The sequence below is a fragment of the bacterium genome, from assembly GCA_020444065.1.
Classification (GTDB): Bacteria; Sumerlaeota; Sumerlaeia; order SLMS01; family JAHLLQ01; genus JAHLLQ01.
Genome location: JAHLLQ010000001.1, coordinates 759023 through 781960, shown reverse-complemented (window position 1 = coordinate 781960; position 22938 = coordinate 759023). Strand labels below are relative to the sequence as shown.

Below are 22938 nucleotides of genomic sequence, written 5' to 3'. Positions count from 1 at the left end.
GAGCCTCCTCTTAGTTTCTCCAAGACGGTTTTATCTGAATCGGAAGGTTGATCGAAGTGGCTTGCGATGTTCTCTGCGTAGGGGAAGTGCTTTGGGATGCCCTGCCGGAGGGGCTTTTCCTCGGCGGCGCGCCGTTGAATGTCGCGATCCATCTGCGCCAGCTCGGTGTCGAGAGTTCGATGGTGACAGCCGTGGGGAACGACGAGTTGGGCCGGGAAGTCTTGAGGCGACTCGAACGCGTCGGGTTTCCCTGTGGGCTTGTGCAGATTTCGTCGGAGCACGAGACCGGATTTGTGGTTGTGGCGGTCGGCAAAGGGGGCGAACCAACGTACGAAATCCTTTGGCCGAGCGCATGGGATATGATTGAAGCGACGGAACGCCTTCTTGAAGAGACACGGAGCGCGCGTGCACTCGTGTTTGGAACGCTTGGGCAGCGCGAGGAGATTTCGCGCGCCACTATTCAGCAGGCAGTTCGGGCTGCCCGCTATCGCATCTTCGATGTAAACCTAAGGCCGCCCTTTACTGATCGGGAGGTTGTGGAGTTTGGACTGCAGCATTCGCACTTCGTGAAGATGAATGTCGCCGAGTTGAATGAGCTCGCGGCGTGGTTTGAAATCGCAGGCGCGCCTCGCCTTGTGGCAGAGCGCTTGGCAGAGATGTGGAAGATCGAGACGCTCGTTGTGACACGCGGGGGCGATGGGGCGTTTATGGTTCACGCGGGCGAGTACTTCGAGGCCGATGGAATCGAGGTCACGGTTGCCGATGCGGTTGGTGCGGGAGATTCGTTCCTGGCATCCATGATTCACTCGCTCTTGAGCGAAGGGGGCATGGCCGATCCGAAGGAGGCTCTGCGTCTTGCGAATCGAACGGGAGCCTTCGTGGCATCGCAGCGCGGTGCGACTCCGAAGTTGAGCGCTGAACTGCTTGAGCAATCCAAGGGGGACTGTCGTGTCTAAGAAGGATGGATGCATCCTGCGTGTCGAGAATCTGGAAGTCGGTTTCGACCTCCGGACCGGCTTTGTGAAAGCCGTGCGCGGGATCGATCTGTCCATTCCCGAGGGAAAGACAGTAGCACTACTGGGCGAAAGCGGATGTGGCAAAAGCCTGACCGGCATGGCGATTCTGCGCATTTTGGAAGAACCCGGGCGGATTTCAGGAGGGGCAATTCGGTTTTGCCACTCAGACGGGTCGACGGAAGATCTGGCTGCACTCGATGAAGATTCGAAGCAACTAATGAAACTACGTGGCGGGGAGATCGCGCTGATTTCGCAGGATGCGCGCAGTGCCCTGACGCCTGTATACACGATAGGCGAGCAGATCGTGGAGATGATTCTCGCTCACGAATCCACGAGCAAAGCAGACGCATGGAATCGCGCAGTGAGTTTGCTGGCCGAAGTTGGAATCCCTGCCCCCGAGCGTCGCGTTCGCGAGTATCCGTATCAGATGTCCGGCGGTATGTGTCAGCGCGCATTGATCGCGATGGCGTTGTCCTGCGGACCACGCCTGCTCATCGCAGATGAGCCGACGACTGCACTTGATGTCACGATTCAAGCGCAAGTGCTGAACCTGCTCCGCGCGCTGCAACGTGACAAGAGAATGTCCATTCTAATCATCACGCACGATATGGGCGTCGTCGCAGAGATGGCCGATGAAGTACACGTGATGTACCTTGGCAAAATTGTTGAATCGGGCGATTCGAATACGATCTTCCGCAATCCACAGCATCCCTATACGATGGGCTTGTTCACGAGCATCCCACTGCCTGACTCGGATCCGGATGCGCCGCTCTCGCACATTCGCGGAGTCGTCCCGGACATCAGCCATACGCCTGAAGGCTGCCCCTTCCGTGGTCGCTGCCCTCTTGAGATGGAGCAGTGCACGACGATGCCGCCCAAGTTTGAAATGGGCGACGGCCACAGCGTTGCCTGTTGGCTGAGCGACCCTGCCCACGGAGGCGACTCATGAGCGAAGGCGAGCGGCCCCCGATTCTTGAAACGCAGAATCTGCGGATGTGGTTCCCTGTTACAAAGGGTATCTTTCGGCGCACGATCGGGCATGTTCGCGCCGTGGATGACGTGTCGTTGCAGATTCGCGAGGGTGAAACGCTTGGCCTGGTGGGGGAGAGTGGCTGTGGGAAGTCGACACTCGTCCAGACGCTGCTTCGAATTCTTGCGCCGACGGATGGAAAAGTCATCGCACGATTCAACGGCAGCGAAGTGCTCTACTCGCACGCGACGCGACGTGAATTGAAGCCGTACCGCCGCTTCATCCAGATGGTCTTTCAGGATCCGACGAGTTCAATGAACCCGCTGCTGACGATTCGAGACATCGTTGGCGAGCCGCTGAAACTGCAGGGGGGAATGACGAAGGAGGAGATCGATAAGCGCGTCGAGGAGTTGATTGAGGCAGTGGGGCTGCGGGCGTCTTATGCAAATCGCTATCCGCATGCCTTCTCCGGCGGCCAGCGTCAACGCATCGGCATTGCCCGCGCGATCGCTCTGAATCCGAAGCTTTTGATTCTCGACGAGCCGGTATCGGCTCTCGATGTTTCCGTGCAGTCCCAGATTCTAAATCTTCTGAAAGACCTGAAGAGCAAGTGGGGACTGACGTACCTGTTCATTGCCCACAACCTGGATGTTGTGCGCTACATGAGCGATCGCATTGCAGTAATGTACCTGGGACGCATCGTTGAGGAAGGTCCCCGCGACCATGTCTACAGCAACCCGAAGCACCCGTACACGGAGATGCTGCTGAAGTCGATTCCGGTGGCCACACCCGCGCAGCGCACAGACCCACAGAAGAAGGAGACGCTGTTCTCCGATCCGGCGAGGTCAGACAGTGGATGTGATTTCCGCCAGCGCTGTCCTTACGCGACGAAGGAGTGCGAAGCACGCGTGCCCGACCTGCGCGAGATCGCGATGGGCCGAAAGGCTGCTTGTTTCCATGCAGAGGAACTGAATCTCGCGGGACGGGGAGGCCAATCGTGATGGCCGCGAGATTCAGCATCCTGCTTGTGACGATTGCGCTGGCAGTCATGCTCGGCGGCTGCCAGCCGAAGAGCGAAGGCGATTCGAGCTACGCCGATATCAGTCGGGAAGAGAACCTGCAACTGAAGGAATCGCCCCTCTTGGCAAAGGAGGTGGCCGCGGGCGAACTTCCGCCGCTTGAAGACCGCCTCCCGGAAGATCCCCGCATCGTAGAGCCCGTCGAAACGCCGGGGCTGTATGGGGGCACCTGGCGGCGGTTCCACCTGTATCCTGACTTCCCGACGTTTCGGTTGATCAATAACTACTGGGGATTGACGCGCTGGAATCCGGAGACAACGGATATCATCCCCGGAATCGCGACCTCCTGGGAATTCAACGATGCCGGTAATGAAATCACGTTTCATCTGCGCAAGGGCGTTCGATGGAGCGACGGCGAACCGTTCGACAGTTCAGACATTGCATTCTGGTGGGATGTCGCCACGGATGATCGGACCTCTGAAATGCCACAGGAGTGGGCATATTCGGGTGGCGAGTTGATGGAGTTGGAAACGCCGGATTTGTACACAGTGGTCTTCAAATACAAGGAGCCCTTCTATACGCTTCCAGTGATGATGGCGACAGGCTTCTGGGTTCCGGAAACGGTGATTCGGCCGGCGCATTATCTGAAGCAGTTTCATCCGGACTACACGGACGAGTATGAGGACTTCACGGAATTCGATCGCAAGTTCGGAGACATCACGGATGTGAATCGACCGACGCTGGGGCCGTGGATGTTGACATACATCAGCGGAACGAGCGATCGGGTCATCTTCGAACGCAATCCGTACTATTGGACCGTGGACAAGCTGGGGCGGCAGTTGCCCTACATCGACCGGGTCGTGAGCACGCGAGTGCAATCGTCCGAGACCGGCGTACTAATGATCATGAGCGGGAATATCGACGCACAATTCCGCTACGTCTCGCGCCAGGACTATGGGCTGCTCAAGCAATTTGCGGATGAGGGTAACTACCAGATTCGCCGTTGGGAAGAAGGCACCGGGGCCCTGTTCGCAATCGTCGTGAACATGGAAAACAAGGATCCGGAACGGGCAAAGTTGCTGACGAACAAGTGCCTCCGCGAGGGCATTGCCTACGCCATCGATCGCGAACTGATCAACCAGGTGATTTGGGGCGGTCTGTCGGAGCCTCGCGGCGCGACGATCACGGATGAATCGTGGCACTTCCAGAGTCCGCGCGGACAGGAAGTACTGGAGCGCTGGAAAAAGGCCTGGAGCGAGTTCAATGTCGACAAGGCAAATGCGAAGTTGGACGAAGCGGGCCTCACAATGAGGGACAAGAATGGCTATCGAATGTACGACGGCAAGCCGCTGACCCTGATCGTCGACGTGCAGGATTGGCCGCTGGCGATGGACGAGGCGATCCTCGTGCAAGGGATGCTGCGGAACGTCGGCCTCAACGTCTTGCTGCAGCGCGACATTGGTGGACGCCGCGATCGTCGCGTGCGCGAGGCGGAGTTCGATCTCTACATGCAACACATGAGCGAAATGGATTTGTTCACGTTCCCGGGATACGTCTTTCCAGTGGTCGCGTACTACTGGCATCCCCAGACGGGGCGGTGGTACATCACCGGCGGCGACAAGGGGAAGGCGCCGACGGGTTGGACGAAGGAACTCGTCGACATCTTCGACGAGATCAAGCGCACAAAGGATCAGGAGAAGCGTCACGATCTGGTTCTGGATGCGATCGAGATACAACTTCGCGAAGGCCCAGTGATTATCGGCACCACGGGTCGCCAGTTCGCGCCCGTCGTGACGAAGCGCAATCTTCGGAACATTCCGAAGTCCGGCGTGATTGGTCCCTGGGCTATTGTGCAGCCGGCGAACCGTAACCCCGAGCAGTTCTTCTTCGACCCGGACTACAAGGGAGATGGTGAGAGCGATGGCTTCCGAGCGGAGGCGACACGATGATTACGTACATCCTCCGGCGGATTCTAGTCTTCATTCCGATGCTGTTCGCGATCTCGCTGATCAGCTTCATCATCATTCAGCTCCCCGAAGGCACCTTTATCGATCAGAAGATCGCTGAACTGGAAGCGCAAGGCGCAACGGGTTCGGCCATTCTGCAGAAGCAGCAATTGGAACGCCGCTATGGTTTGGACCAGCCGATGCCGGTGCAGTACTTCAAGTGGGTCTCGGGCATCGTTCTACACGGTGACTTCGGTGAGAGTTTCATCTACGACGAGCCGGTAACAGACATCATCTGGAGTTACATCGGCTTTACGCTGTTGCTGTCAGGAACGAGTTTCATCTTCGTGTACTTGTTGGCGATCCCTCTGGGGACTCTGGCGGCGATGAAGAAGTTCAAGCGCGAGGATGTCGCAATCAGCATTGTCAGCTTCATCGGCATGAGCCTGCCGGAGTTCCTCGTGGCATTGGCCCTGTTGGTGTTTGGCATCTTCGTCATGAACACCAGCTTCCTCGGCCTCTTCTCGCCCGAGTACGAGTTTGCGCCTTGGTCGATTCACAAGGTTCTCGATCTACTGAAGCACCTGTGGGTGCCTGCGGCGATTGTCGCGATCAATGGAACCGCCGGCATCATGCGCATCATGCGTGGATCGGTGATCGATACTCTGTCGCAGCCGTATATCCGAATGGCGCGAGCAAAGGGGCTCTCGCGGCGCAAGATCGTCGGCAAGCACGCGCTGCGCATGGCGATCAATCCAATCGTCTCGATCATGGGGATGAGCCTGCCGTCACTACTCTCCGGCTCGGCGATTATCTCGATCGTCCTCAACCTGCCAACGGCTGGCCTGCTTCTCTTTGAGTCGCTGCAGGTGCAGGATATGTACCTGGCAGGATCGCTGATTCTGATGATGAGCGCGATGCTGCTCGTTGGGAATCTCCTCGCGGACATCGCGCTGGCACTTCTGGATCCGAGGATTCGATATGACTGATCGAATGCACAAAGATCCCGAAGCCTTTGCGGTCGAAGCCGAAGGCTTGATCAGCCGACGGAAACGCGTTTGGCGGGAGCTTCGTCACAATCGCCTGGCACGTATCTCCGCCGTGATCATCGTGCTGCTCTACGTCTCGGCCGCCGTGGCCGGATTCATGTCGCCCGTCGCGCCGAACACGGTTGTGAAGGATCGGATCTACGCGCCGCCGATGATGCCACATTTCTCCCACAATGGTAAGCTCACTCGCCCATTCGTGTACGACTTGAAGATGGGGCTTTCCGAGGACGGGATGGAACGCGTCTACACAATCGATCAGTCTGCGACTCACCCCATCCGTCTGTTCGCAAAGGGCGAACCATACAAGCTCATTGGCCTGATCCCGACGGAGCGACACCTCGTCAGCGTGCCTGATATCGATTGGCGACCAATCGGGGCGGATCGACTCGGGCGCGACTTGCTGAGTCGCATATTCCACGGTGCGCGTGTATCGCTGACGATCGGTCTCATAGGTGTCGCGATCACCACGATCATTGGGACGCTGATCGGTGCGGTATCCGGCTACTTTGGCGGATGGCTGGACAACGTGATGCAGCGTTCGATCGAGTTGTTGATGAGTTTCCCGTCGATTCCATTGTGGATTGCCCTGGCAGCCGCATTGCCCGCCACCTGGGGGCCGACACAAACATACCTTGGAATTGTGATCATACTATCGCTCATCGGATGGGGCGGACTGGCGCGTCAGATCCGCGGCTTGGTGCTTTCGTATCGCGGACAGGATTACGTGAAAGCGGCGGAGACATTCGGCGGTTCGCATGCCTACATCATCGTTCGCCATCTCGTGCCGAATTGCGTAGGCTACCTCGTAGTCGTCGCGACGCTCGCGATTCCAGGAACGATCCTGGGTGAAACGGCGCTGTCGTTCCTTGGGCTGGGAGTTCGTCCCCCGATGATCAGTTGGGGAACATTGCTGGAGGACGCGCAGAAAGTCCGAGTGCTGGTGCAGTACCCATGGCTGCTGCTCCCGGCAATTCCCGTACTGATTACTGTTGTCAGTTTCAATATGCTGGGCGATGGGCTGAGAGATGCTCTCGATCCCAAAAACCACTAGGGTAGGTGCACTATGTCTGCGGAGATGACCGGTCTCGAATCTCGGAATCCACTGGAGAGCGTTCTTGCTGCACTGCCAAATGCAGAGAGCAAGTTGGCTCGTCCCGTGTACCATGTGCACTCGCCCGCGAACTGGATGAACGACCCGAATGGTCCTGTCTACTACAAGGGGTGGTACCATATCTTCTACCAGTTCAATCCATTCGGCGACGTGTGGGGGAACATGCACTGGGGCCACGCGCGCAGCCGGGACCTGGTCTCGTGGGAACATCTGCCTATCGCCTTGGGACCGGATGAGAACTACAGTGAAGAAGGAGTGTGGTCGGGCAGTATCGTCTTCGATCCGGATGGTCGTCCGATGTTGTTCTATACATCGATCAAGAACGATCGGACTCCACGTGAATACGCCGAGCAAATGGTGGCGGTGCCATTGGACGATGATCTCATCCGCTGGAAACGCCACTCGGCAAACCCGATCATGACACCGGAAATCCACAATGGCCTTCAGGTCTACGAGTGGCGCGACCCGGCGTTCTTTTCGGTCGCTGGGCGGCAGTTCTGCGTGCTGGCGGGCAATATTCAGAAGCCCGATGGCAAGCACAGAGGCGTTGTGACCTTGTACGAGGCCACTACGCCCGATTTGCTGAATTGGAAGTACTGTGGCATTCTCTTTGAGCATCCCGACCCGAACGTGCATAACATCGAAGTGCCGTGCTTCTTTCAGGTGGGCGGGAAGTTCATCCTGACAATTACTCCGCCTGCGGTGAATGAGTACTACGTGGGCGATTTCAATCTGGAGTCCTTGACCTTCAAGGTGGAAACATCCAGCGCGCTGGATGTGAGTCGCAACTTCTTCGCACCAAACGTGTTTCTGGATTCTCAGGGGCGTCGCATCATGTGGGCCTGGGTTCGTGGCTTCGACGAGGGCGAAGGATGGAACGGTGTCCTGGCGCTGCCGCGTGAACTCAGACTGTGCGCTGACGGCAAACTCTCCATGGCGCCCGTCGCGGAACTGAGTGCACTACGCCGCAACTCTCGGTCATTTGGACGGATGGTAGTGGATGGCGCAGAGACTTTCAGAGGAATCGCCTCGGCAAACCAGGAACTCCTTCTGGAATACGATGCACCCGACGATGCGCGAATTGAGTTGGCTACTCGGGATCTCTCTATCGTTGTCGATCATCCCCGCAAGGAATTGCTGGTCGGTGGAACCATCTACAAGTTCGGTGCGGAAGAGCGTTCCTCAGCCATGCGGCTGCATGTCTTCGTGGACAGATCGGTTGTCGAAGTGTACCTGAATTATAGAACGATCGCGACTCGGATCATCAATCCGGTATCGCCCGGTGGAATGATCGACTTGCGAATTTCAAGCCCGTACGGGCCGATTGCCTTGGATCGGCTGGATGTCTGGGAGTTGGACGCGATCTTCCACGGGGATGTTCGTCAGCAACTGATGCCCAAGGAGTAAATCACATTTACAGCGTCAGGCACATAAGAGAGTATGGTGATCGATGAGAGGGTTGAAGATGAAGAGAGTTCTCTGGATGGTCATGCTGCTGTCGATGGCGGGCAGTATGGCTTGTGCGAGGCGCGGCATGTACGAAGAGAAGTACCGTCCCCAATTCCATTTCTCGGCACAGTCCGGTTGGCTCGGCGATCCGGACGGCCCATTACTCTATGATGGGAAGTACCACGTCTTCTGGTGGGGCCACGCGACATCGCCGGATCTCCTGCACTGGGACGACATGGGCTGGGCGATGCTGGGCGACGATGGGTCGTTCGGATATTACTCCGGCTGTGTTGTCGTTGATAAGGATAATACGAGCGGATTCGGCGTGAATGGAATTCCGCCCATGGTTGCGATCTACACGATGCACGAATACTCCACCGGCATCCAGCGCCAGGGCCTCTCTTACAGCCAGAACTACCGCAACTTCCGATTCTGGGACGGCAATCCCGTTATCGATTCAACCAGCAAGGACTTCCGCGATCCACAGATTTTCTGGGATGAAGTTCGCGGGCGTTGGGTGATGGTAATCGCTCGACCGCCGGAGAAGAAGCTCGAGTTCTACTACTCCCCCAATCTGAAAGACTGGACGTACATGGGCGAGTTCGGCAATGTCGGCGCGCAGCAGAATGCGTGGGAAGTACCGGACTTGCTGCAGATGCCGCTGGATGGCGACCCGAAGAACCTCAAGTGGGTCTTGATCTGCGGCGTTGGCCCCAACAAGACCCAATACTTCGTCGGCGAGTTCACTGGGACCACGTTCGTTCTGGATCCGACGATGAAGAAATTCCTGGACGAGGGTGCCGGCGTGCCTGGCGAGGTCTTCGAGGATTTCGAGAAAGGGTACGGCGACTGGAAGACGACGGGAGAGGCTTTCGGCGATGCGCCGGCCCGGGGAGCGCTTCCAACAGAGAACCCTGTGACCGGCTACTTCGACGACCACCTGGCAAACAGCTTCCACGGTGGCGACGACACAAAGGGCACGATGACCTCGCGAGAGTTCACAATCGAAAAACCCTTCGTCAATTTCCTGATAGGCGGCGGCGCGTTTGCCAACAAGACGGAACTGCAGCTTCTGATCGATGGAGAGATCGTGCGCTCGATCCCCGGACCGGAGTCGGAATCGCTGCGTTGGAGAGGATGGGACGTTCGAGACCTGATTGGCAAAACGGCCTGCATTCGTGCGATCGATGATGCGGAAGGCGGCTGGGGGCACATTCTGCTGGACGAGATTCGATTCAGCGACACAAAGCTGCAGACGGATCGCGAGCAAACGTACTGGGCCGATTGGGGAAACGACTTCTATGCAACGAAGACGTTCCGAGATTTCGACGGAACGGAAGACCGAACGATCTGGATCGCGTGGATGAATTGCTGGGACTACGCAAACAGCATCCCGACAACGTGGGGCGGGAGCACGGCGCACTCGATTCCCCGTGAATTGCGCTTGGTCACGTCGGAGACTCAGGGATTCCAGATCCTGCAGCAACCGATCGAGGAGTTGAAGACACTGCGCAAAGATCGCGTGCACATCGAGAACATATTGCTGAACGGAACGAGTCCCATCTCGGGATTCTCACCGTCTCGGAATACCTATGAGATCGACGCGACTTTCCGCCTGACAACTACCCGAACTGGCCACTACGGACTCAACTTGTGCATCGGTGATGGAAAGCAACTAGTCGTTGGCTTCGACGAAGCTTCCTCGGAGATCTACGTAAATCGCGCCAACGCGAACGGTGTTGAGATCCCGAACTTCAACATCGTCTCGCGTGGCCCCGTAGAAACCTCCGGCAACTCCATTCGAATCCATATCTTTGTGGATCAACTCTCAGTCGAGGTCTTCGTAGACGACGGCGCAACGGTGTTGACCTCGCTGATCTTCCCGTCGCCCGAGGCACTGGGCGTCGAGGTGTTCTCAAGCAATGGCGCCGTGCGTCTGGAAGAACTCAATGCCTGGGAGTTAAAATCGATCTGGAACGATGAGTATGGATTGATCGGCTGGCTGATGAAGTAGTCAGCTCTTAATGCGCTTTACCGACTCGCGCACGATGAACTCTGGACGGAATTTCTGTGTCGAGTATACAGTCGGCGGCGTTTCAACACCGACCTGCGACAGCAACATGGAAGCGGCGGTCTCGCCCATTTCGATGATCGGAATGCGAACCGTACTGAGCGGTGGACCCAGAAGCGGGGCGAGCTGAATATCGTCGCAGCCGGTGACACTGACATCCCTCGGTATCTTGAGCTGCAGGGCCGCGGCGGCTTCGTAAACGCCAAGAGCAACCATATCGTTGAAGCAGGCGATCGCCGTGGGGCGTGAACTCGAACTCTGGTTCAGCAGTTCCATCGCTGCGCGCCTTCCATCATCGGAAGTATCTCCGCACGCAACGACGTTAACTTCGGCAACCGTGTGCCCCGCCTTCCTGAGCGTCGTTACGAATCCCAGAGTGCGTTCCTGAGTAGAAATGACAGTCATTGGTCCCTCGAGGTACGCGATCCTCTGATGCCCCATGTCGATCAGGTGCTGGGCCGCCTGTGCGCCGACCTCGAAAGGTTCGGCCTCTACGTGGTGTGTGCCGAGTCCGCTGACCGGACCGATCGACACTAGCGGGATTCCGCGCTTCTGCACTGCCTCGAGATGTCCGGTCCGTGAAGGGTCCTGGAAGGGCGAGCAGATGATGCCGGTCACCTGGTAGGCGAGCAGAGTCTCGATAGCTTCTTCCTCTTCATCCTTCGTGCTGACCTCGAAAACCATCAGGTGGTAGTCACTGCTCTTCAGGACCCGATTGATGCCTTGGATCAGATCCGCGAAGAACGGGTTGCGGATATTCAGGATCGTCACACCCACAAGTCGCATGGACTTCGTGTTCAATGCAGCCGCTAGTTTGTTCGGGCGATAATTGTGCTCCTTCACAACGCGCAAAATCTTCTGGCGCGTCTTCTCGGAGACGCCGGGCTTGTTATTGATCACGGCGTGGACAGTCTGCCGGGAAACACCGCAGAGCTTTGCCACGTCACTCATCGTGAGCATGAAACGTTTCTCCCACACCAAGTCACCGAGGCTTTCTCCACCAACAGCACATCAGAGATGCGCCTAAGTCATGTATTCACAGAGTTCTGGTCCCCACTCCTCGCTTTCAAAGCAGGTCAGTCGCTCTCGCCAATTCCCATGGCGCTGGAGTATCCATCCGTTACTTCACTCGTGTCAAAAGATTTGATGTGATGAGCTTCTACGAATTCCGTACCGACCGCCAGTCATCTGGGATATTGGCAACACCTGAGGGGGAAGTCCTTGAACATCCACTGATTCTTATCGCTGGCAGATGCGCGGGGGAAGGTGGAAGCCCGATGCAAGGACTACAACGAAGTGTGGTCGCGCGGTACCCTCGGGAACCATGTTCCGGCGGAAGTCGGCCGACTCGGGCACATCCCTGGTCGGCCCCAAACCGCGAAAAGCTAACATCCCCGTTAGCACAGAAAAGGGGAGAGCATCATAGCTAAGATGCGCGAATTTATTACCAAGGTGCCTGTGCTGGCGAAGGCAGACCTGTCAGACGAAGACCTTCTTCGTAAATCAAAGCAGAAGGGTTGATAGCAGTCCTACTGCACCGGGCAAACGCCCTCTTGGGGCTCCCAAGCTAAACGCCCTCCGGCTTGGGAGCCTTCTCTGCTGTCAGAATCGCTTTTGACTGAGTTCCTCACCCTCCGAGGTGGCTACTGCCAGAAGTGCGCCCAATTACGTCCTGCGTCCCTACTTTTGGGGCAGTGGACTTCCGCTGAAGAGAATCCGCTCCAGCGGAGTGAATGTATCGGGAATGGAGTGAAAGCGTGGGTCAATCGTCCCGCAATCGAAGAACCGAGCGTGAACGCGCATCCCCAAGCGTTTGAGTTCTTCCATCAACGGCAGGTAATCGGGGTCTCCCGATACAAGCACTATGTCGGTGCAGATGTTTTCGAGAGCATAGCGAAGCGCATTTACACAGAAATCAATCGCAGTGCTCTTGATCGGAGAGCAAGTCACTATGGGTGTTGCCGTGGATGTCGCGTTTTTTCCGTAGATGCATCTCTCTGCGATGCAGTCCCGCATCACCTCACACTTCCCCTTTCCCGTATGTACGTAATACTCCACGCGCAAGCGATTGGCAATGCTAGACAGCTCCCTGTGCCACACAACTTCGCCGGGGTGATGTACGGTCTCGCTGGCACGGATCCAACCGTCATTCTTCATTTTCTCGTAGTTTGACAGAAGGTAGTCACCGTCGATAAGTACAACGCCTCGACTCATAATCAACGTACCCCCTTGTTCTCGGCATTCTGGAAGAGGGCGGAATCAAGGTATTCGAAGCTGTCAGAAACGAACTTCAATTCCTCTTTGCAGCCGCTGGAAAGAGCGCGGCAGTGGACGCGGATTCCGTTTCGCATCAGCTCCTTGATTAGGGGGATGTAGTCACCATCTCCTGAAACCAAGACAATGTCTTCACAGCGTTGCGTTTTGATGTAGTGCATCGCTTCAATGCAGATGGCGATGTCGATCGCTTTCGTCTTCTTGTCCTGTTGGTTCTTGATGAAGACTCGTGGGACCACGCAGCCGTCCCACCCCGGGGAGCATTGATGACGTTCTGCTATCGTCTGATTCAATTCCGAAACCTTGTGCTGCTTTGTGGACGTGAAATAGGAAACCCGAAGGAAGGGGTCTCTTGACACACGCATTGGCGGAATCAGTCCATTGCACCAAACGTAGGAGTCCCGAATGTGATGAACGTATGGAAATGGTGTATACTGCACGTCCCCGTCCTCAGCCTCAAGCATCGCCTGATAACGAAAGGTGAGGTTCTCGCCGTCGATCAATGCAACCATTGGCATAGCTTACTCCAGTTCAGGCGAATCAGACTAGGATTCCCTCACGCCCAATGCTCTATCGGAGTTGAATGGAACCCCTGCGGCAGCAATCTCCCTTGCAAGGAGTCTTCTCCAACCACTCGTAAGCGAGACGTATCCGACGCCGTCAATGTCGGATGGCTTCTCGACTCCATCGACGAGCAAGGGGCAAACGCGGCTCCTGCCCAGCTTCCCGACGAAGTAGCCGAACTCGAAGACGACATTCTGCCTGGCACGTGAATTCATCGCTGGGTTGTTCTTATCGGGCTTGGCATCGTACTCCTTCTTGGACAGACCAACGTCATCGGGGGTAAGCAGTATTACAGCGAAGCAGGCTGTTTCCGTGTTGGACTCGAACTTTTCGATTATGGTCTTACCTTCGTTCGGTTTTTCGTGAAGGATGATAGCGTTGAGTCCACCTTTTTCAAGAAAGCGGGCGACTTCCTCCTTCGGAGCGTTGTCGTGACCGTGGACAATGAAGACATCGCTAGTAAGTGCAGTGGCAGTTTCCGGAAAGGATGCCCTTTCAGGGGTACTCGGAGCAAACAGCCGAATCTTGTATTCCTGTACGTTGACGAGCTCCTGAATGTAGGTTCTTGCTTTTGCCAAGTCCTCTTCATAGTACATTGAGTCCTCGGTGGACCTTGGAGGACAGTAACAAGGCAGTTCCATCGTCTTCAGATCATCAAGTTCCGTCGAACGAGGACCGAAGATATACTCAACCATCGCGAACAACGATCTGTGCCACAATTTGAACTGCGCGGGCTCCCCAGATTCCGGGAACTCGTTGAGCAATCTCTTCAAGGTGTCCAAGCCCTTGGTGGCTAGATCGTATTCAGCCCTGTCGGATTCGCTTTGCACTACTCTTCTCCTGCTTTGGGTTAGGCATACGAAACTAATGCTGACCGGGGTCACTATTGGGATCGACTGTCAGTTAGGTCAGTCTATCGCGTGGCATCGTATCTGATAGACTCGTCTCGGCAATTTTCAGCGCTGCCCTCCTCTATCACTTGCCCCATCAAAAGGTGTCTTGGCAAATATGCAAGCCACAGAATCACCGAATGTCAAGGTTGGTATGCCCCCGGTTCCTTACGCGACGGTGAAAGCGGCGTAAGGCGAAGACGGCGGCAAATAATCACGAGCTAAAACGAGAAAAGCCCCTGTTCCCAGGGGCTTCTTCCATTGTATGGTCCCACTTGGTCCCAAAACCGTTTTTTTGAAGGCTGTAAGTGCAACGGTTTCAGTATTGTATATGGCGGAGAGGGCGGGATTCGAACCCGCGGTAGAGGTAATCCCCCTACGACGGTTTAGCAAACCGTTGCCTTCAGCCGCTCGGCCACCTCTCCGTTGCGGCAGGGGCAGCAATTTGGGGAGGGACTGCGGGCAAGTCAAGGCCTAATCCCCGGAATCTTCCGGGTGCAGGAACAGGTACACCGCTTCGGCAATCGGTGGTGGAATTCCGTCCACGCCAGCCAGTTCTTCTACGCTCGCGGCGCGGATCTTCGCCAGGCTGCCGAAGCGCTTCAGCAGCAACCCGCGACGTTTCGGACCGACCCCGGGGATGTCCTCCAGACCCGTCCGCAGAGCCCGCCGCGACCGCAGCAGGCGGTGGTACGTTACGGCGAACCGGTGCGTCTCGTCCCGGATTCGTTCGATCAGATGGAGCGCCGGGTCCGCGCGCCGGAATGTGACGGGATTCTTGCGGCCGGGCAGGAAGATTCGCTCTTCGGTCCGCACCTGTTCTCCGTCGCGAGATTTCAGCCGTGCCTTCGCCAGCCCCACCACCGGGACGTCCTTTGTCAGCCCAAGGTCGGCGAACACCTCCCGCGCCACGTTCAATTGCCCGATACCGCCGTCGATGATGACGAGGTCGGGAAATTCCCCCTCCTCGCGTTTCAATCGCCCGTACTGGCGGCGCAGGACTTCGTCCATCATCGCGAAGTCATTCTGCCCCTCGACGGTCTTGATGCGGAACCGCTTATAGCGACTCTTCTCCGGCTCCGTATCGCGGAAGGTCACCATCGACCCGACAGGGAAGCTGCCTTGCAGATTGGAAATATCGAAGCATTGGATCAGCCGCGGTGACTTCTCGAGATGCAGTGCCGATTGCAGGTTCGCGAGCGTCTCCTCCATCGTCTTCTGACCAGTCAGCGCGCGTTCGAGTGCCGCCTCGGCATTCTGTGCCGCCATCTCCATCATGCGCCGCTTCTCGCCGCGCTGGGGTTGTCGGATTTCGACAGGACCCTCTCGCTGTTCCTCAAGCATCGGCCTCAGCAAGTCCTCGTTCATCGGCATCGCCGAGACTAGTATGGCCGACGGCACAACACGCGGGGGCTCGTAGAATCGAGACAGGAAGTCCTCCATGACCTCCGCGTCTTCCAGATCGTGATCCGGGAAGTGATACGTGCGCACATCTACGAGTTTCCCGCGCCGGAAGTGCAACACCGCCGCGGCGATCTTTCCGCCGCGCCGACACATTGCGATGACGTCCTGCTCGAACGTTCTGTGGCTGTGGACCTTCTCTTCCTCGGCCGTCAGCTCCAGAGCACGCAGCTTGTCGCGCACCATCGCAGCCTTTTCGAAAAGCAACTCCTCGCTGTACTCGGCCATCTTCTCGTTCAGCAGATCGACGACTTCCTTCTTCTGCCCGCGCAGAAAGAGCAGTGTCTTCTCGACGTATTTCTCGTACTGCTCCGGTGTGACCAACCCCACGCACGGAGCACTGCAACGATCGATCTGGTGCAGGATGCACGGCCGAACGCGGCCTTCCAACTCTCGATCCGAACACGACCGAATCGGGAACAGGCGCTGCAGAAAGCGTATCGTCTCGTTCACCGATTTGCTGCTCGAATAAGGACCGAAGTACAATGCCTTGTCACCGCGCTTGCGCTTTCGTGCTCGATGCAAGCGCGGCCATTTGTGTGCGACATCCAGCCGGAGTGAGATGTAAGTCTTATCGTCGCGCAGCTTCACATTGTAGCGCGGCTTGTGGCGCTTGATCAGTGTGTTCTCCAGCAGCAGCGCTTCTTTTTCGGAGTCCGTCAGGATCGTCTCGATGGAAGCGACGCGCCGTCGGATGAACGGCACCGTGAATCGCTCATCGCCGGCCTCGCGGAAATACGATCGCACGCGAGAGCGCAGATTCAGTGCCTTGCCAACATAGATGATCTTGTCGGCCTTGTCCTTCATCAGGTACACGCCGGGGCTGGTCGGCAGCGTTGCCAGGAACTCGTCGGTGATCTCAATCATCTCACTGCGGAACCCGTTGAGGCTTTGCCGGATCGATCGTCTGCAGAATCACATCCGCGCCATCGATCACGCCATCTTCATTGCGATCCGCGTTCACGACCTCCAGCGGAATCAGCTCACGTTGTCCGAGAGTTGCGTCTTCCAACGCCGCAATCGTCAGGCCGCTCCGAACAGGTTCGGTGTCCGTGATCCATAGTCGAAACGGCGTTTCCTCCGGCACATTGCCGGGATCATAGCTCGAGACGCCGATCAACAACTCGCCCGGGATGTTCCAGAGGAACGTGACCTCGCGACTGCCGGTGGTTGCACTCCAGCGTGCCAGTGCACCGGAATCTGGACGGAAGAGATACAGGTCCAAATCTGTAAGCGCGCCGCCCGATTGGCCCTCCAGGATGAACCGCGCACGCCGATTTTCCGGGATCACAATGTGATAGTAGTCTTCGATGTCATCCACGGCCCCCGCCGGCGTTGTGATGATGATCTCGCCCTGGTCCGACGTGAAGACGCTGCCTTCGATCAGGACCGGATACGGCACAGACTGCGCCGTCGGCGTAGTATGAATATCAGCCAGCTTCGCGACCGTTTGCGTGATTTGCCGCTCCCGCGCGACGTTATTCATCAATAACTCGATGGGGCCGACCATCTCGCCCGGCTGCCCGACGAGAAAGATCGGCAGAGCTCCCGTGTCCAATTCCGTTTCCGGATCGCTCAAATATTCGTCGGGACCAGGATAGAGTCCCAACACCGGCGTGCCGACCACATTCAGGTAATCCGTATACACGAATTGCGGGAAACTCCCCGCCTTGATTTGCGTCACGCCCAGCGAATACCCATGTCCTGGTGTCAGACCTGCCAGAACGAACTCGCCAGCACCTGCGCTGCCGATCACCGGCGTCGTTCGTGCCCCCGTGATCGTTCCGACGGCGCCGAAGAATGGATCGGACTCACTGCGGGCAGAGATGTGAATTCCCGGCACGCCGGCTCCGTCGATGTTCGTCACGTTGCCGAACAGCGTCGCCGATGTCGGGGCATCCGCCGGATAGAGTTGGGCAAGATACGCAAGGTCGTCCAATTCCGGAGTCGCCCCGTAGGCCGTCAGGTAGGAGTACATTGTCTCGATCGATTCTCTTGGCGGAACGCCGTAACCGGGGATCTCCATATCGAATCCGGCGGCAGTGCCGTTCAGATCGGAATGTCCGAGTCCCAGCAGGTGTCCCAACTCGTGGACGATGATCGACAGAAACTCCTCGCGCGAGACCTCGATGTTGCCGGCTTCACTGATACCATCCATCGCAGTGCCGTTGAGAATCACGTAGGATTCCGTGATGCGGCCAGCGGCGTCGGCATTTTCAATACCAGACAATCCGACGACTCCGGACGAATACCCTAGTGCCTGGAGGATCGAACCATCATCGTCGAAGATCACTGAGTTGTAGCCTTGCAGCACGCCCGGTCCATACTCCGCTAAGTCATCCACCGTCACGTCGCGTCCGAGCTTCTTGCCGATTTCAAACTGAATGTTCAACTCCGCGTGCTCCGACCATGCAGCGGTCGCATCACGCACGAGTTGCTCTGCCTCTTCATTGGTCATGAGTCCAAGCGTCCCTTGATCCAGGCGCAGGACGATTGGACTCCCCGGCGCCCATCGCAAGGGCTGGCCATCATCCGCAAGTCCGATTGGATTCGCCGCGAACGCGATCGCGGAGATCAGGAACGTAAGGACTGTCAGGAGAAACAGGCGATAAACGTCAGCGACAATTTGAGACAGGTGCCTCTGGTTCATCCGGGCACCTCACGATCCATCCAGAAGACCGGCACGGCGAATGGCTTCCTGGGCAGCCGCCAGGACTGTGCGTACCGGCTGGCCTGTGGCTCCTGCGATTCGGCGGCAATCGTCAAATTCCGGTTTGGCCTTCAGTGGTTTCCCATCCAACAACGCGACTTTCACGCGGACCGATTCGCCGAACACTTCAACTTCCGCGAATCGGCGCGCCATGGCGGTGCGCTCCACGGGCAGACGACGCACTCCGAGTGTTGACGTCTCCGTCAGCATCATTCGAATCAAGCGAGCGGAATCCTGCGGTTGTGCGAGTACCTCCAGCCGCGTTCCAAGGCGACCTTTCTTCATGGTCATCGGCAGACAGACGACATCCAGCGCACCCGCCGCCAGCAACGCCTCGCACGCCGCCGCCAGAACCTCCGGCGACTCGTCATCCAGGTCTGCCTGCAGCAGATCCAGCGTCTCGATGGTCAGGTCGTCGCTCATGCGAAATGCTCAAATCCTCTTTGCTCAATGGGGTGTTCGCGGCCGTTCTTGTCGCATAGTATCAGGCCGCTGCCTGCTTCGACCCGGCCGATTCGATGAACCGGAGTGCCGCCGCAAGCCGCGCGGACAGACGATTCATCCGCTGCCGTCATGAATAGCAATTCGTAGTCCTCGCCGCCATGCAGAAAAAGCCCTAGCGCATCGTTTTCGGCCTCAGTGGCGAATTCCTGCAATTTAGCCGAGATAGGAAGGCGCTCCAGTTCCAGCGCCAGGCGCACGCCGCTGGCGCGGACGATTCGGGCCGAATCCGTCACGATCCCATCGCTGACATCCAGCATCGCCAGATCATCGAATTGCGCCACCAGTGCCTGACCCTCGCCGACGCGCGGGGTGGGGGAGAGATGACGCCCGACAAGGTCCGCGAAACGTTCCCGCCACCCCTGCTGGTCGCTCTCCAGCACCAGGAATCCGGCGCCCGACTCCCCGGGACATCCGGTGACGTAGATGTTTTGCCCCGGTGTTGCGCGATCCCGACTGGCCACCGTCGCGTCTGTATTCAGATCGCCAACCAAGGTCAACGTCAGCGCCCACGAGTCTGCCCGAACCGTATCCCCCCCGATCAGCCGGGCTCCGAAGCGGAGGAGCATTTCATCCAGGCCATCGTAGAATCTCTCCAGATCAGAAACACGCGTCGCCGACGGCACACCCAGCGAAAGCAGCGCGTATAACGGCCGCGCGCCTTTGCTGGCCAGGTCGCTCAGATTGCTGGCGGCCAGTTTCGCCGCAATGACTCGGGGAGAGACATCGTCCCAGAAACGGAAATGCGTGTTCTCCACCATCGTATCGACGGTCCACACAAAGCGCCGTCCCGACTCCGGCTCCGGTGTGATCGCCACATCGTCACCCGTCCCCAGCACCAGTCCGCTTGTGTGCTCCGCAAATCGGTCGCGAAACAGGTCAAGAAAGCCCTGTTCGCCCAATTCGCCGATGGTGGTGTTTTCCTGCATCAGAACATATCGTAGAATGGAAGCGGAATCAGCTTCGGAATCCACCCCATCACGTGGAGGATCGCCGCGATCACGACCAGTGCGATGATCATAGAGAGGATGCGCTTCACCAGGCTTCTTCCTGGCAGCTTCGGGATATTCCCGCGGCCGGATTCCTCGAAGGAGATGAACTGCTGCATGTGTTCCTTCGAGCAGAAAACCTGCTTCGGCGCCGCCGGCGATTTCACCGCGCACTCCTGGCAGATTGGAACATGGCACGTTGCACAAATCCCAACCGCCTTGCGGCCGGGGTGGTTCTTGCAGACTTCAAGTCCCATCGAATCTCTCCGGGCAAAGATGATCTATCCGTCCCTGCGATAACCGATTCCCAGTGACTCCAACAATCTATGACGCCTCTTCCCGCAGCGACAACGCAAATCAGAGGGGGCGAGTACGAGTGCACCGCCACCGGGATCCCTCGCACTCGTACACGTACTCGAACTCGTACTCGCTCAGTATCCTAATTCTACCGGATCATCCTCGACTAGTCCGTATCCTGACTCCTGGTGCTCTCGTACACGGATCCCGCATTGCGAAGTCATCTTGGTCAGCATCGCGACTATTCGGGACAGCATTATCTTCCCCTCCGTTGCCCGGGTCTCTTGGATACTGCCGCAGACCTTGAGCACATCCAGGATCGCCGCGCACTCCAGTGCCGATCCTAGCGCGATTCGCTGAAATCGAATCCGATCCGGAGAGGGGAGTTTGCCATTACCCTCTGCAATATTCAGAGGAATTGACTGAGAAGCGCGCAGCAATTGATCCCGCGCGTGCCGATCCTGGCCAGTCAGTCCGCCACACAACTTCCAGGCCCAGCCTGTGAATTCCAGGGACACTCGATAGACATCCAGTCGCTCGTGATCGAATGCCGGTGTTCTTCCAACGCTTCCCATGCCGGTTCCCCTTCGACATGATTGGCTGAGAGATCCCGCTCCAGCAACGTATCCCTCATTGAAGTGGTCAATTGCAATATGTCGAGTACGAGTTCGAGTACGAGTTCGAGCACGCTATCCGAGCCCCCCGAGCCCCCCGAGCCCCCCGAGCCCCCATCCCTTCCTCCAATGACAAGAACGGACGCCCTTTTGGACCATGCACTCCGGGAAACTTCTTGCACGCAACTCCTCTCAGGGCATCACATCGGGACCATCCTCTTTCTCGGTGGATGCCTGATGAGCGCAGCAACCGCTTACCGCAAACGTTTCCCCGTTCTGGTCTATCTTGACGAATTCCGTCACGCGAAGTGGCGCGTCCTGCTGGCGCTTGGTCTTGCGATCGTTAAGCACTCGCCGGTTGTTCTCATCCCCGTCTATACACGCTACATCATCGATACCGTGATCCCCGCCCGGGACCTTGTGGGTGTCGGGCTTTGCCTGCTTGGAATGGCGGCCATGCTGCTCATGAATGTGGCGGTTCATCCGCTCTTTGCGCGGCTTTATTGCGCCGTGCGCCGGGACGTTGCCTTACGATTGCGCGCTCGGCTCTGCACACGAATCCAGCAATTGGCCTTCTCGTATCACGATCGCGAATCGCCCGGACGCCTTCACAGCAAGGTCATGCAGGACGTCGAGCGCCTCGACAACTTCGGCAAATTGCTGATCGATCCGCTCGCATTGGCGGTTTTGACGGTCGTTGCGGCGCTCGTCATCATCGTGGTGACGGAGCCCTACTTCCTCTTCGTCGTACTGGCGTTTCTGCCTGTGGTTTATGTGCAAAACCGCATCTTGCGCCGCCGGATTGCGCAGGAATTCGAGTCCCTCCGCAAGGAACAGGAGAAGCTGAACGCCGAAGTCAGCGAGATGCTCTCGATGCTGCCCGTCACACGCGCCCACGCCACAGAGGCCCACGATCTCGATCGCATCAACCGGCGACTGGAGTCACTCCGCAACCGTGGCATCGGAGCCGACTGGCTGACGAACATCCTTCAATCTCAAATCTGGGCCTCCTCTCAACTCATCACCATCGCAGTTGTGGGCGTTGGTGCCATCCTGGTCATCACCAACCGCATGAGCATCGGCGAAGTGGTCATGTTCCTTTCGCTCGTCGGCATGACGATCGGCGGTCTCTCGGGAATCATGGCCCAGATGATTGCCGTCTACGAATCGAACGAAGCGGTGAAATCCATCAACGAAATCCTCTCCGTCCCCGATCTGGAAGAAAACGATGGAAAGCCCGAGATCGGACCGCTTGTCGGCGAGATCGAGTTCCAGGATGTCTGGTTTACCTATCCGGGTACCGATCGTCCCGTTCTGAAGAACCTCGACCTCAAGGTGGACCCGCAGCAGACCATCGCTCTAGTCGGCGCGAGCGGCGGCGGGAAGACGACACTGGTGAAGCTCATCCTCGGCCTCTACCAGCCCATCCAGGGACGCATTCTCGTCGACGGCCGGCCACTGACAGAGATCGACATTCGCAGTTTCCGCAGGCAGATCGGCATCGTGACCCAGGACACGTTCCTCTTCAACGGCACGGTCCGGGAGAATCTCTCTCACGGACTCGAGCACGTCAGTGAGGACGACCTTCGCGCGGCAGCCCGCGACGCCAATGCGCTCGACTTCATCGAAGCGATGCCGGACGGCTTTGACTCATCCATTGGTTCTAGTGGAGTTAGGCTGTCTGGAGGCCAGAAGCAACGCCTGTCTATTGCGCGGGCAATTCTCCGCAAACCCCGTCTGCTTCTGCTCGACGAGGCCACCAGCGCGCTGGACAGCGAATCCGAGCGCCAGATTCAAAGCGCCCTTGAGACCCTTCTTCAAGGACGCACAGCTTTCGTGATCGCCCACCGCCTCAGCACCATTAGCAACGCGGACCGGATTCTGGTTTTCGACGAAGGTCAAATCGTCGAAGACGGGCGCCACGAAATCCTGGTCGAGCAAGGCGGGCTCTACGCTCGGCTCGTCCAAATGCAGTCCATCGCCTGATTTCTTCGAAGACCCGATACT

Annotated in this window: 19 protein-coding genes and 1 tRNA gene; 9 read left to right on the top strand and 11 right to left on the bottom strand. The window is 57.6% G+C overall.

Going from position 1 to position 22938, the window contains the following annotated elements; all coding sequences use genetic code 11:
- Window positions 1-56: 56 nt before the first annotated feature.
- From KQI84_02860 to KQI84_02825, 8 genes are read left to right on the top strand one after another with little or no spacing between them, the layout of a single operon-like run.
- On the top strand, window positions 57-956 hold the full coding sequence (locus KQI84_02860; protein ID MCB2153802.1) for a carbohydrate kinase: 900 nt from the start codon (window positions 57-59) through the stop codon (window positions 954-956).
- Between the two features lie 13 nt (window positions 957-969).
- On the top strand, window positions 970-1965 hold the full coding sequence (locus tag KQI84_02855; protein MCB2153801.1) for an ABC transporter ATP-binding protein: 996 nt from the start codon (window positions 970-972) through the stop codon (window positions 1963-1965).
- Window positions 1962-2987, top strand: a complete 1026-nt coding sequence (locus KQI84_02850) for an ABC transporter ATP-binding protein (GenBank protein MCB2153800.1) — start codon at window positions 1962-1964, stop codon at window positions 2985-2987. The genes KQI84_02855 and KQI84_02850 overlap by 4 nt, the downstream gene beginning before the upstream one ends.
- Entirely contained in the window at window positions 2987-4954 is a 1968-nt protein-coding gene (locus KQI84_02845; protein MCB2153799.1) for an ABC transporter substrate-binding protein, read from the top strand. Before KQI84_02850 ends, KQI84_02845 begins: the two co-directional genes overlap by 1 nt.
- Complete coding sequence (locus KQI84_02840) at window positions 4951-5940, top strand: ABC transporter permease (protein MCB2153798.1); 990 nt, start codon at window positions 4951-4953, stop codon at window positions 5938-5940. Before KQI84_02845 ends, KQI84_02840 begins: the two co-directional genes overlap by 4 nt.
- Complete coding sequence (locus KQI84_02835; protein MCB2153797.1) at window positions 5933-7051, top strand: ABC transporter permease; 1119 nt, start codon at window positions 5933-5935, stop codon at window positions 7049-7051. Before KQI84_02840 ends, KQI84_02835 begins: the two co-directional genes overlap by 8 nt.
- Window positions 7052-7063: 12 nt before the next feature.
- The gene (locus tag KQI84_02830; protein MCB2153796.1) at window positions 7064-8518 is read left to right on the top strand and encodes a glycoside hydrolase family 32 protein; all 1455 of its coding nucleotides are present in this window, start codon (window positions 7064-7066) and stop codon (window positions 8516-8518) included.
- Between the two features lie 58 nt (window positions 8519-8576).
- Entirely contained in the window at window positions 8577-10574 is a 1998-nt protein-coding gene (locus KQI84_02825; GenBank protein MCB2153795.1) for a GH32 C-terminal domain-containing protein, read from the top strand.
- Here the strand turns inward: KQI84_02825 and KQI84_02820 are convergent, their stop codons facing one another.
- The 11 genes from KQI84_02820 to KQI84_02770 all read right to left on the bottom strand — a co-directional run bounded on the left by KQI84_02820 (window position 10575) and on the right by KQI84_02770 (window position 20892).
- Window positions 10575-11591, bottom strand: coding sequence for a LacI family transcriptional regulator (locus KQI84_02820; protein MCB2153794.1), 1017 nt, complete (start codon window positions 11589-11591; stop codon window positions 10575-10577).
- A 720-nt stretch (window positions 11592-12311) separates the two neighbouring features.
- A complete protein-coding gene (locus tag KQI84_02815) occupies window positions 12312-12845 on the bottom strand; it encodes an NYN domain-containing protein (GenBank protein ID MCB2153793.1) in 534 nt (177 codons plus the stop codon).
- A 2-nt stretch (window positions 12846-12847) separates the two neighbouring features.
- Entirely contained in the window at window positions 12848-13417 is a 570-nt protein-coding gene (locus KQI84_02810; protein MCB2153792.1) for an NYN domain-containing protein, read from the bottom strand.
- A gap of 33 nt (window positions 13418-13450) precedes the next feature.
- Window positions 13451-14299 carry a nucleotide-binding protein gene (locus KQI84_02805; GenBank protein ID MCB2153791.1) on the bottom strand — a complete coding sequence of 283 codons (849 nt, stop codon included), beginning with the start codon at window positions 14297-14299 and terminating at the stop codon, window positions 13451-13453.
- A 392-nt stretch (window positions 14300-14691) separates the two neighbouring features.
- Window positions 14692-14784, bottom strand: a tRNA-Ser gene (locus KQI84_02800).
- A 49-nt stretch (window positions 14785-14833) separates the two neighbouring features.
- Window positions 14834-16687, bottom strand: a complete 1854-nt coding sequence (gene uvrC / locus KQI84_02795) for an excinuclease ABC subunit UvrC (protein MCB2153790.1) — start codon at window positions 16685-16687, stop codon at window positions 14834-14836.
- A gap of 1 nt (window position 16688) precedes the next feature.
- Window positions 16689-18470, bottom strand: coding sequence for a hypothetical protein (locus KQI84_02790; GenBank protein MCB2153789.1), 1782 nt, complete (start codon window positions 18468-18470; stop codon window positions 16689-16691).
- Window positions 18471-18479: 9 nt separating this feature from the next.
- Complete coding sequence (locus tag KQI84_02785; protein ID MCB2153788.1) at window positions 18480-18953, bottom strand: DUF111 family protein; 474 nt, start codon at window positions 18951-18953, stop codon at window positions 18480-18482.
- Window positions 18950-19960 carry a thiamine-phosphate kinase gene (thiL, locus tag KQI84_02780; protein MCB2153787.1) on the bottom strand — a complete coding sequence of 337 codons (1011 nt, stop codon included), beginning with the start codon at window positions 19958-19960 and terminating at the stop codon, window positions 18950-18952. The genes KQI84_02785 and thiL overlap by 4 nt, the downstream gene beginning before the upstream one ends.
- Complete coding sequence (locus KQI84_02775) at window positions 19960-20277, bottom strand: B-box zinc finger protein (GenBank protein ID MCB2153786.1); 318 nt, start codon at window positions 20275-20277, stop codon at window positions 19960-19962. Before KQI84_02775 ends, thiL begins: the two co-directional genes overlap by 1 nt.
- A 174-nt stretch (window positions 20278-20451) precedes the next feature.
- The gene (locus KQI84_02770) at window positions 20452-20892 is read right to left on the bottom strand and encodes a four helix bundle protein (GenBank protein MCB2153785.1); all 441 of its coding nucleotides are present in this window, start codon (window positions 20890-20892) and stop codon (window positions 20452-20454) included.
- Window positions 20893-21168: 276 nt separating this feature from the next.
- Between KQI84_02770 and KQI84_02765 the strand changes: the two genes are divergently transcribed.
- Entirely contained in the window at window positions 21169-22917 is a 1749-nt protein-coding gene (locus KQI84_02765; protein ID MCB2153784.1) for an ABC transporter ATP-binding protein/permease, read from the top strand.
- The last annotated feature ends 21 nt before the right edge of the window (window positions 22918-22938 follow it).

What these genes read in the sequence shown, in the direction of transcription:
- KQI84_02775 (MCB2153786.1), bottom strand. Translation starts at nt 20,277, where the DNA reads ATGGGACTTGAAGTCTGCAAGAACCACCCCGGCCGCAAGGCGGTTGGG.
- KQI84_02785 (MCB2153788.1), bottom strand. Translation starts at nt 18,953, where the DNA reads ATGAGCGACGACCTGACCATCGAGACGCTGGATCTGCTGCAGGCAGAC.
- uvrC (MCB2153790.1), bottom strand. Translation starts at nt 16,687, where the DNA reads ATGATTGAGATCACCGACGAGTTCCTGGCAACGCTGCCGACCAGCCCC.
- KQI84_02770 (MCB2153785.1), bottom strand. Translation starts at nt 20,892, where the DNA reads ATGGGAAGCGTTGGAAGAACACCGGCATTCGATCACGAGCGACTGGAT.
- thiL (MCB2153787.1), bottom strand. Translation starts at nt 19,960, where the DNA reads ATGCAGGAAAACACCACCATCGGCGAATTGGGCGAACAGGGCTTTCTT.
- KQI84_02815 (MCB2153793.1), bottom strand. Translation starts at nt 12,845, where the DNA reads ATGAGTCGAGGCGTTGTACTTATCGACGGTGACTACCTTCTGTCAAAC.
- KQI84_02845 (MCB2153799.1), top strand. Translation starts at nt 2,987, where the DNA reads ATGGCCGCGAGATTCAGCATCCTGCTTGTGACGATTGCGCTGGCAGTC.
- KQI84_02830 (MCB2153796.1), top strand. Translation starts at nt 7,064, where the DNA reads ATGTCTGCGGAGATGACCGGTCTCGAATCTCGGAATCCACTGGAGAGC.
- KQI84_02810 (MCB2153792.1), bottom strand. Translation starts at nt 13,417, where the DNA reads ATGGTTGCATTGATCGACGGCGAGAACCTCACCTTTCGTTATCAGGCG.
- KQI84_02835 (MCB2153797.1), top strand. Translation starts at nt 5,933, where the DNA reads ATGACTGATCGAATGCACAAAGATCCCGAAGCCTTTGCGGTCGAAGCC.
- KQI84_02850 (MCB2153800.1), top strand. Translation starts at nt 1,962, where the DNA reads ATGAGCGAAGGCGAGCGGCCCCCGATTCTTGAAACGCAGAATCTGCGG.
- KQI84_02825 (MCB2153795.1), top strand. Translation starts at nt 8,577, where the DNA reads ATGAAGAGAGTTCTCTGGATGGTCATGCTGCTGTCGATGGCGGGCAGT.
- KQI84_02820 (MCB2153794.1), bottom strand. Translation starts at nt 11,591, where the DNA reads ATGCTCACGATGAGTGACGTGGCAAAGCTCTGCGGTGTTTCCCGGCAG.
- KQI84_02840 (MCB2153798.1), top strand. Translation starts at nt 4,951, where the DNA reads ATGATTACGTACATCCTCCGGCGGATTCTAGTCTTCATTCCGATGCTG.
- KQI84_02790 (MCB2153789.1), bottom strand. Translation starts at nt 18,470, where the DNA reads ATGAACCAGAGGCACCTGTCTCAAATTGTCGCTGACGTTTATCGCCTG.
- KQI84_02765 (MCB2153784.1), top strand. Translation starts at nt 21,169, where the DNA reads ATGAGCGCAGCAACCGCTTACCGCAAACGTTTCCCCGTTCTGGTCTAT.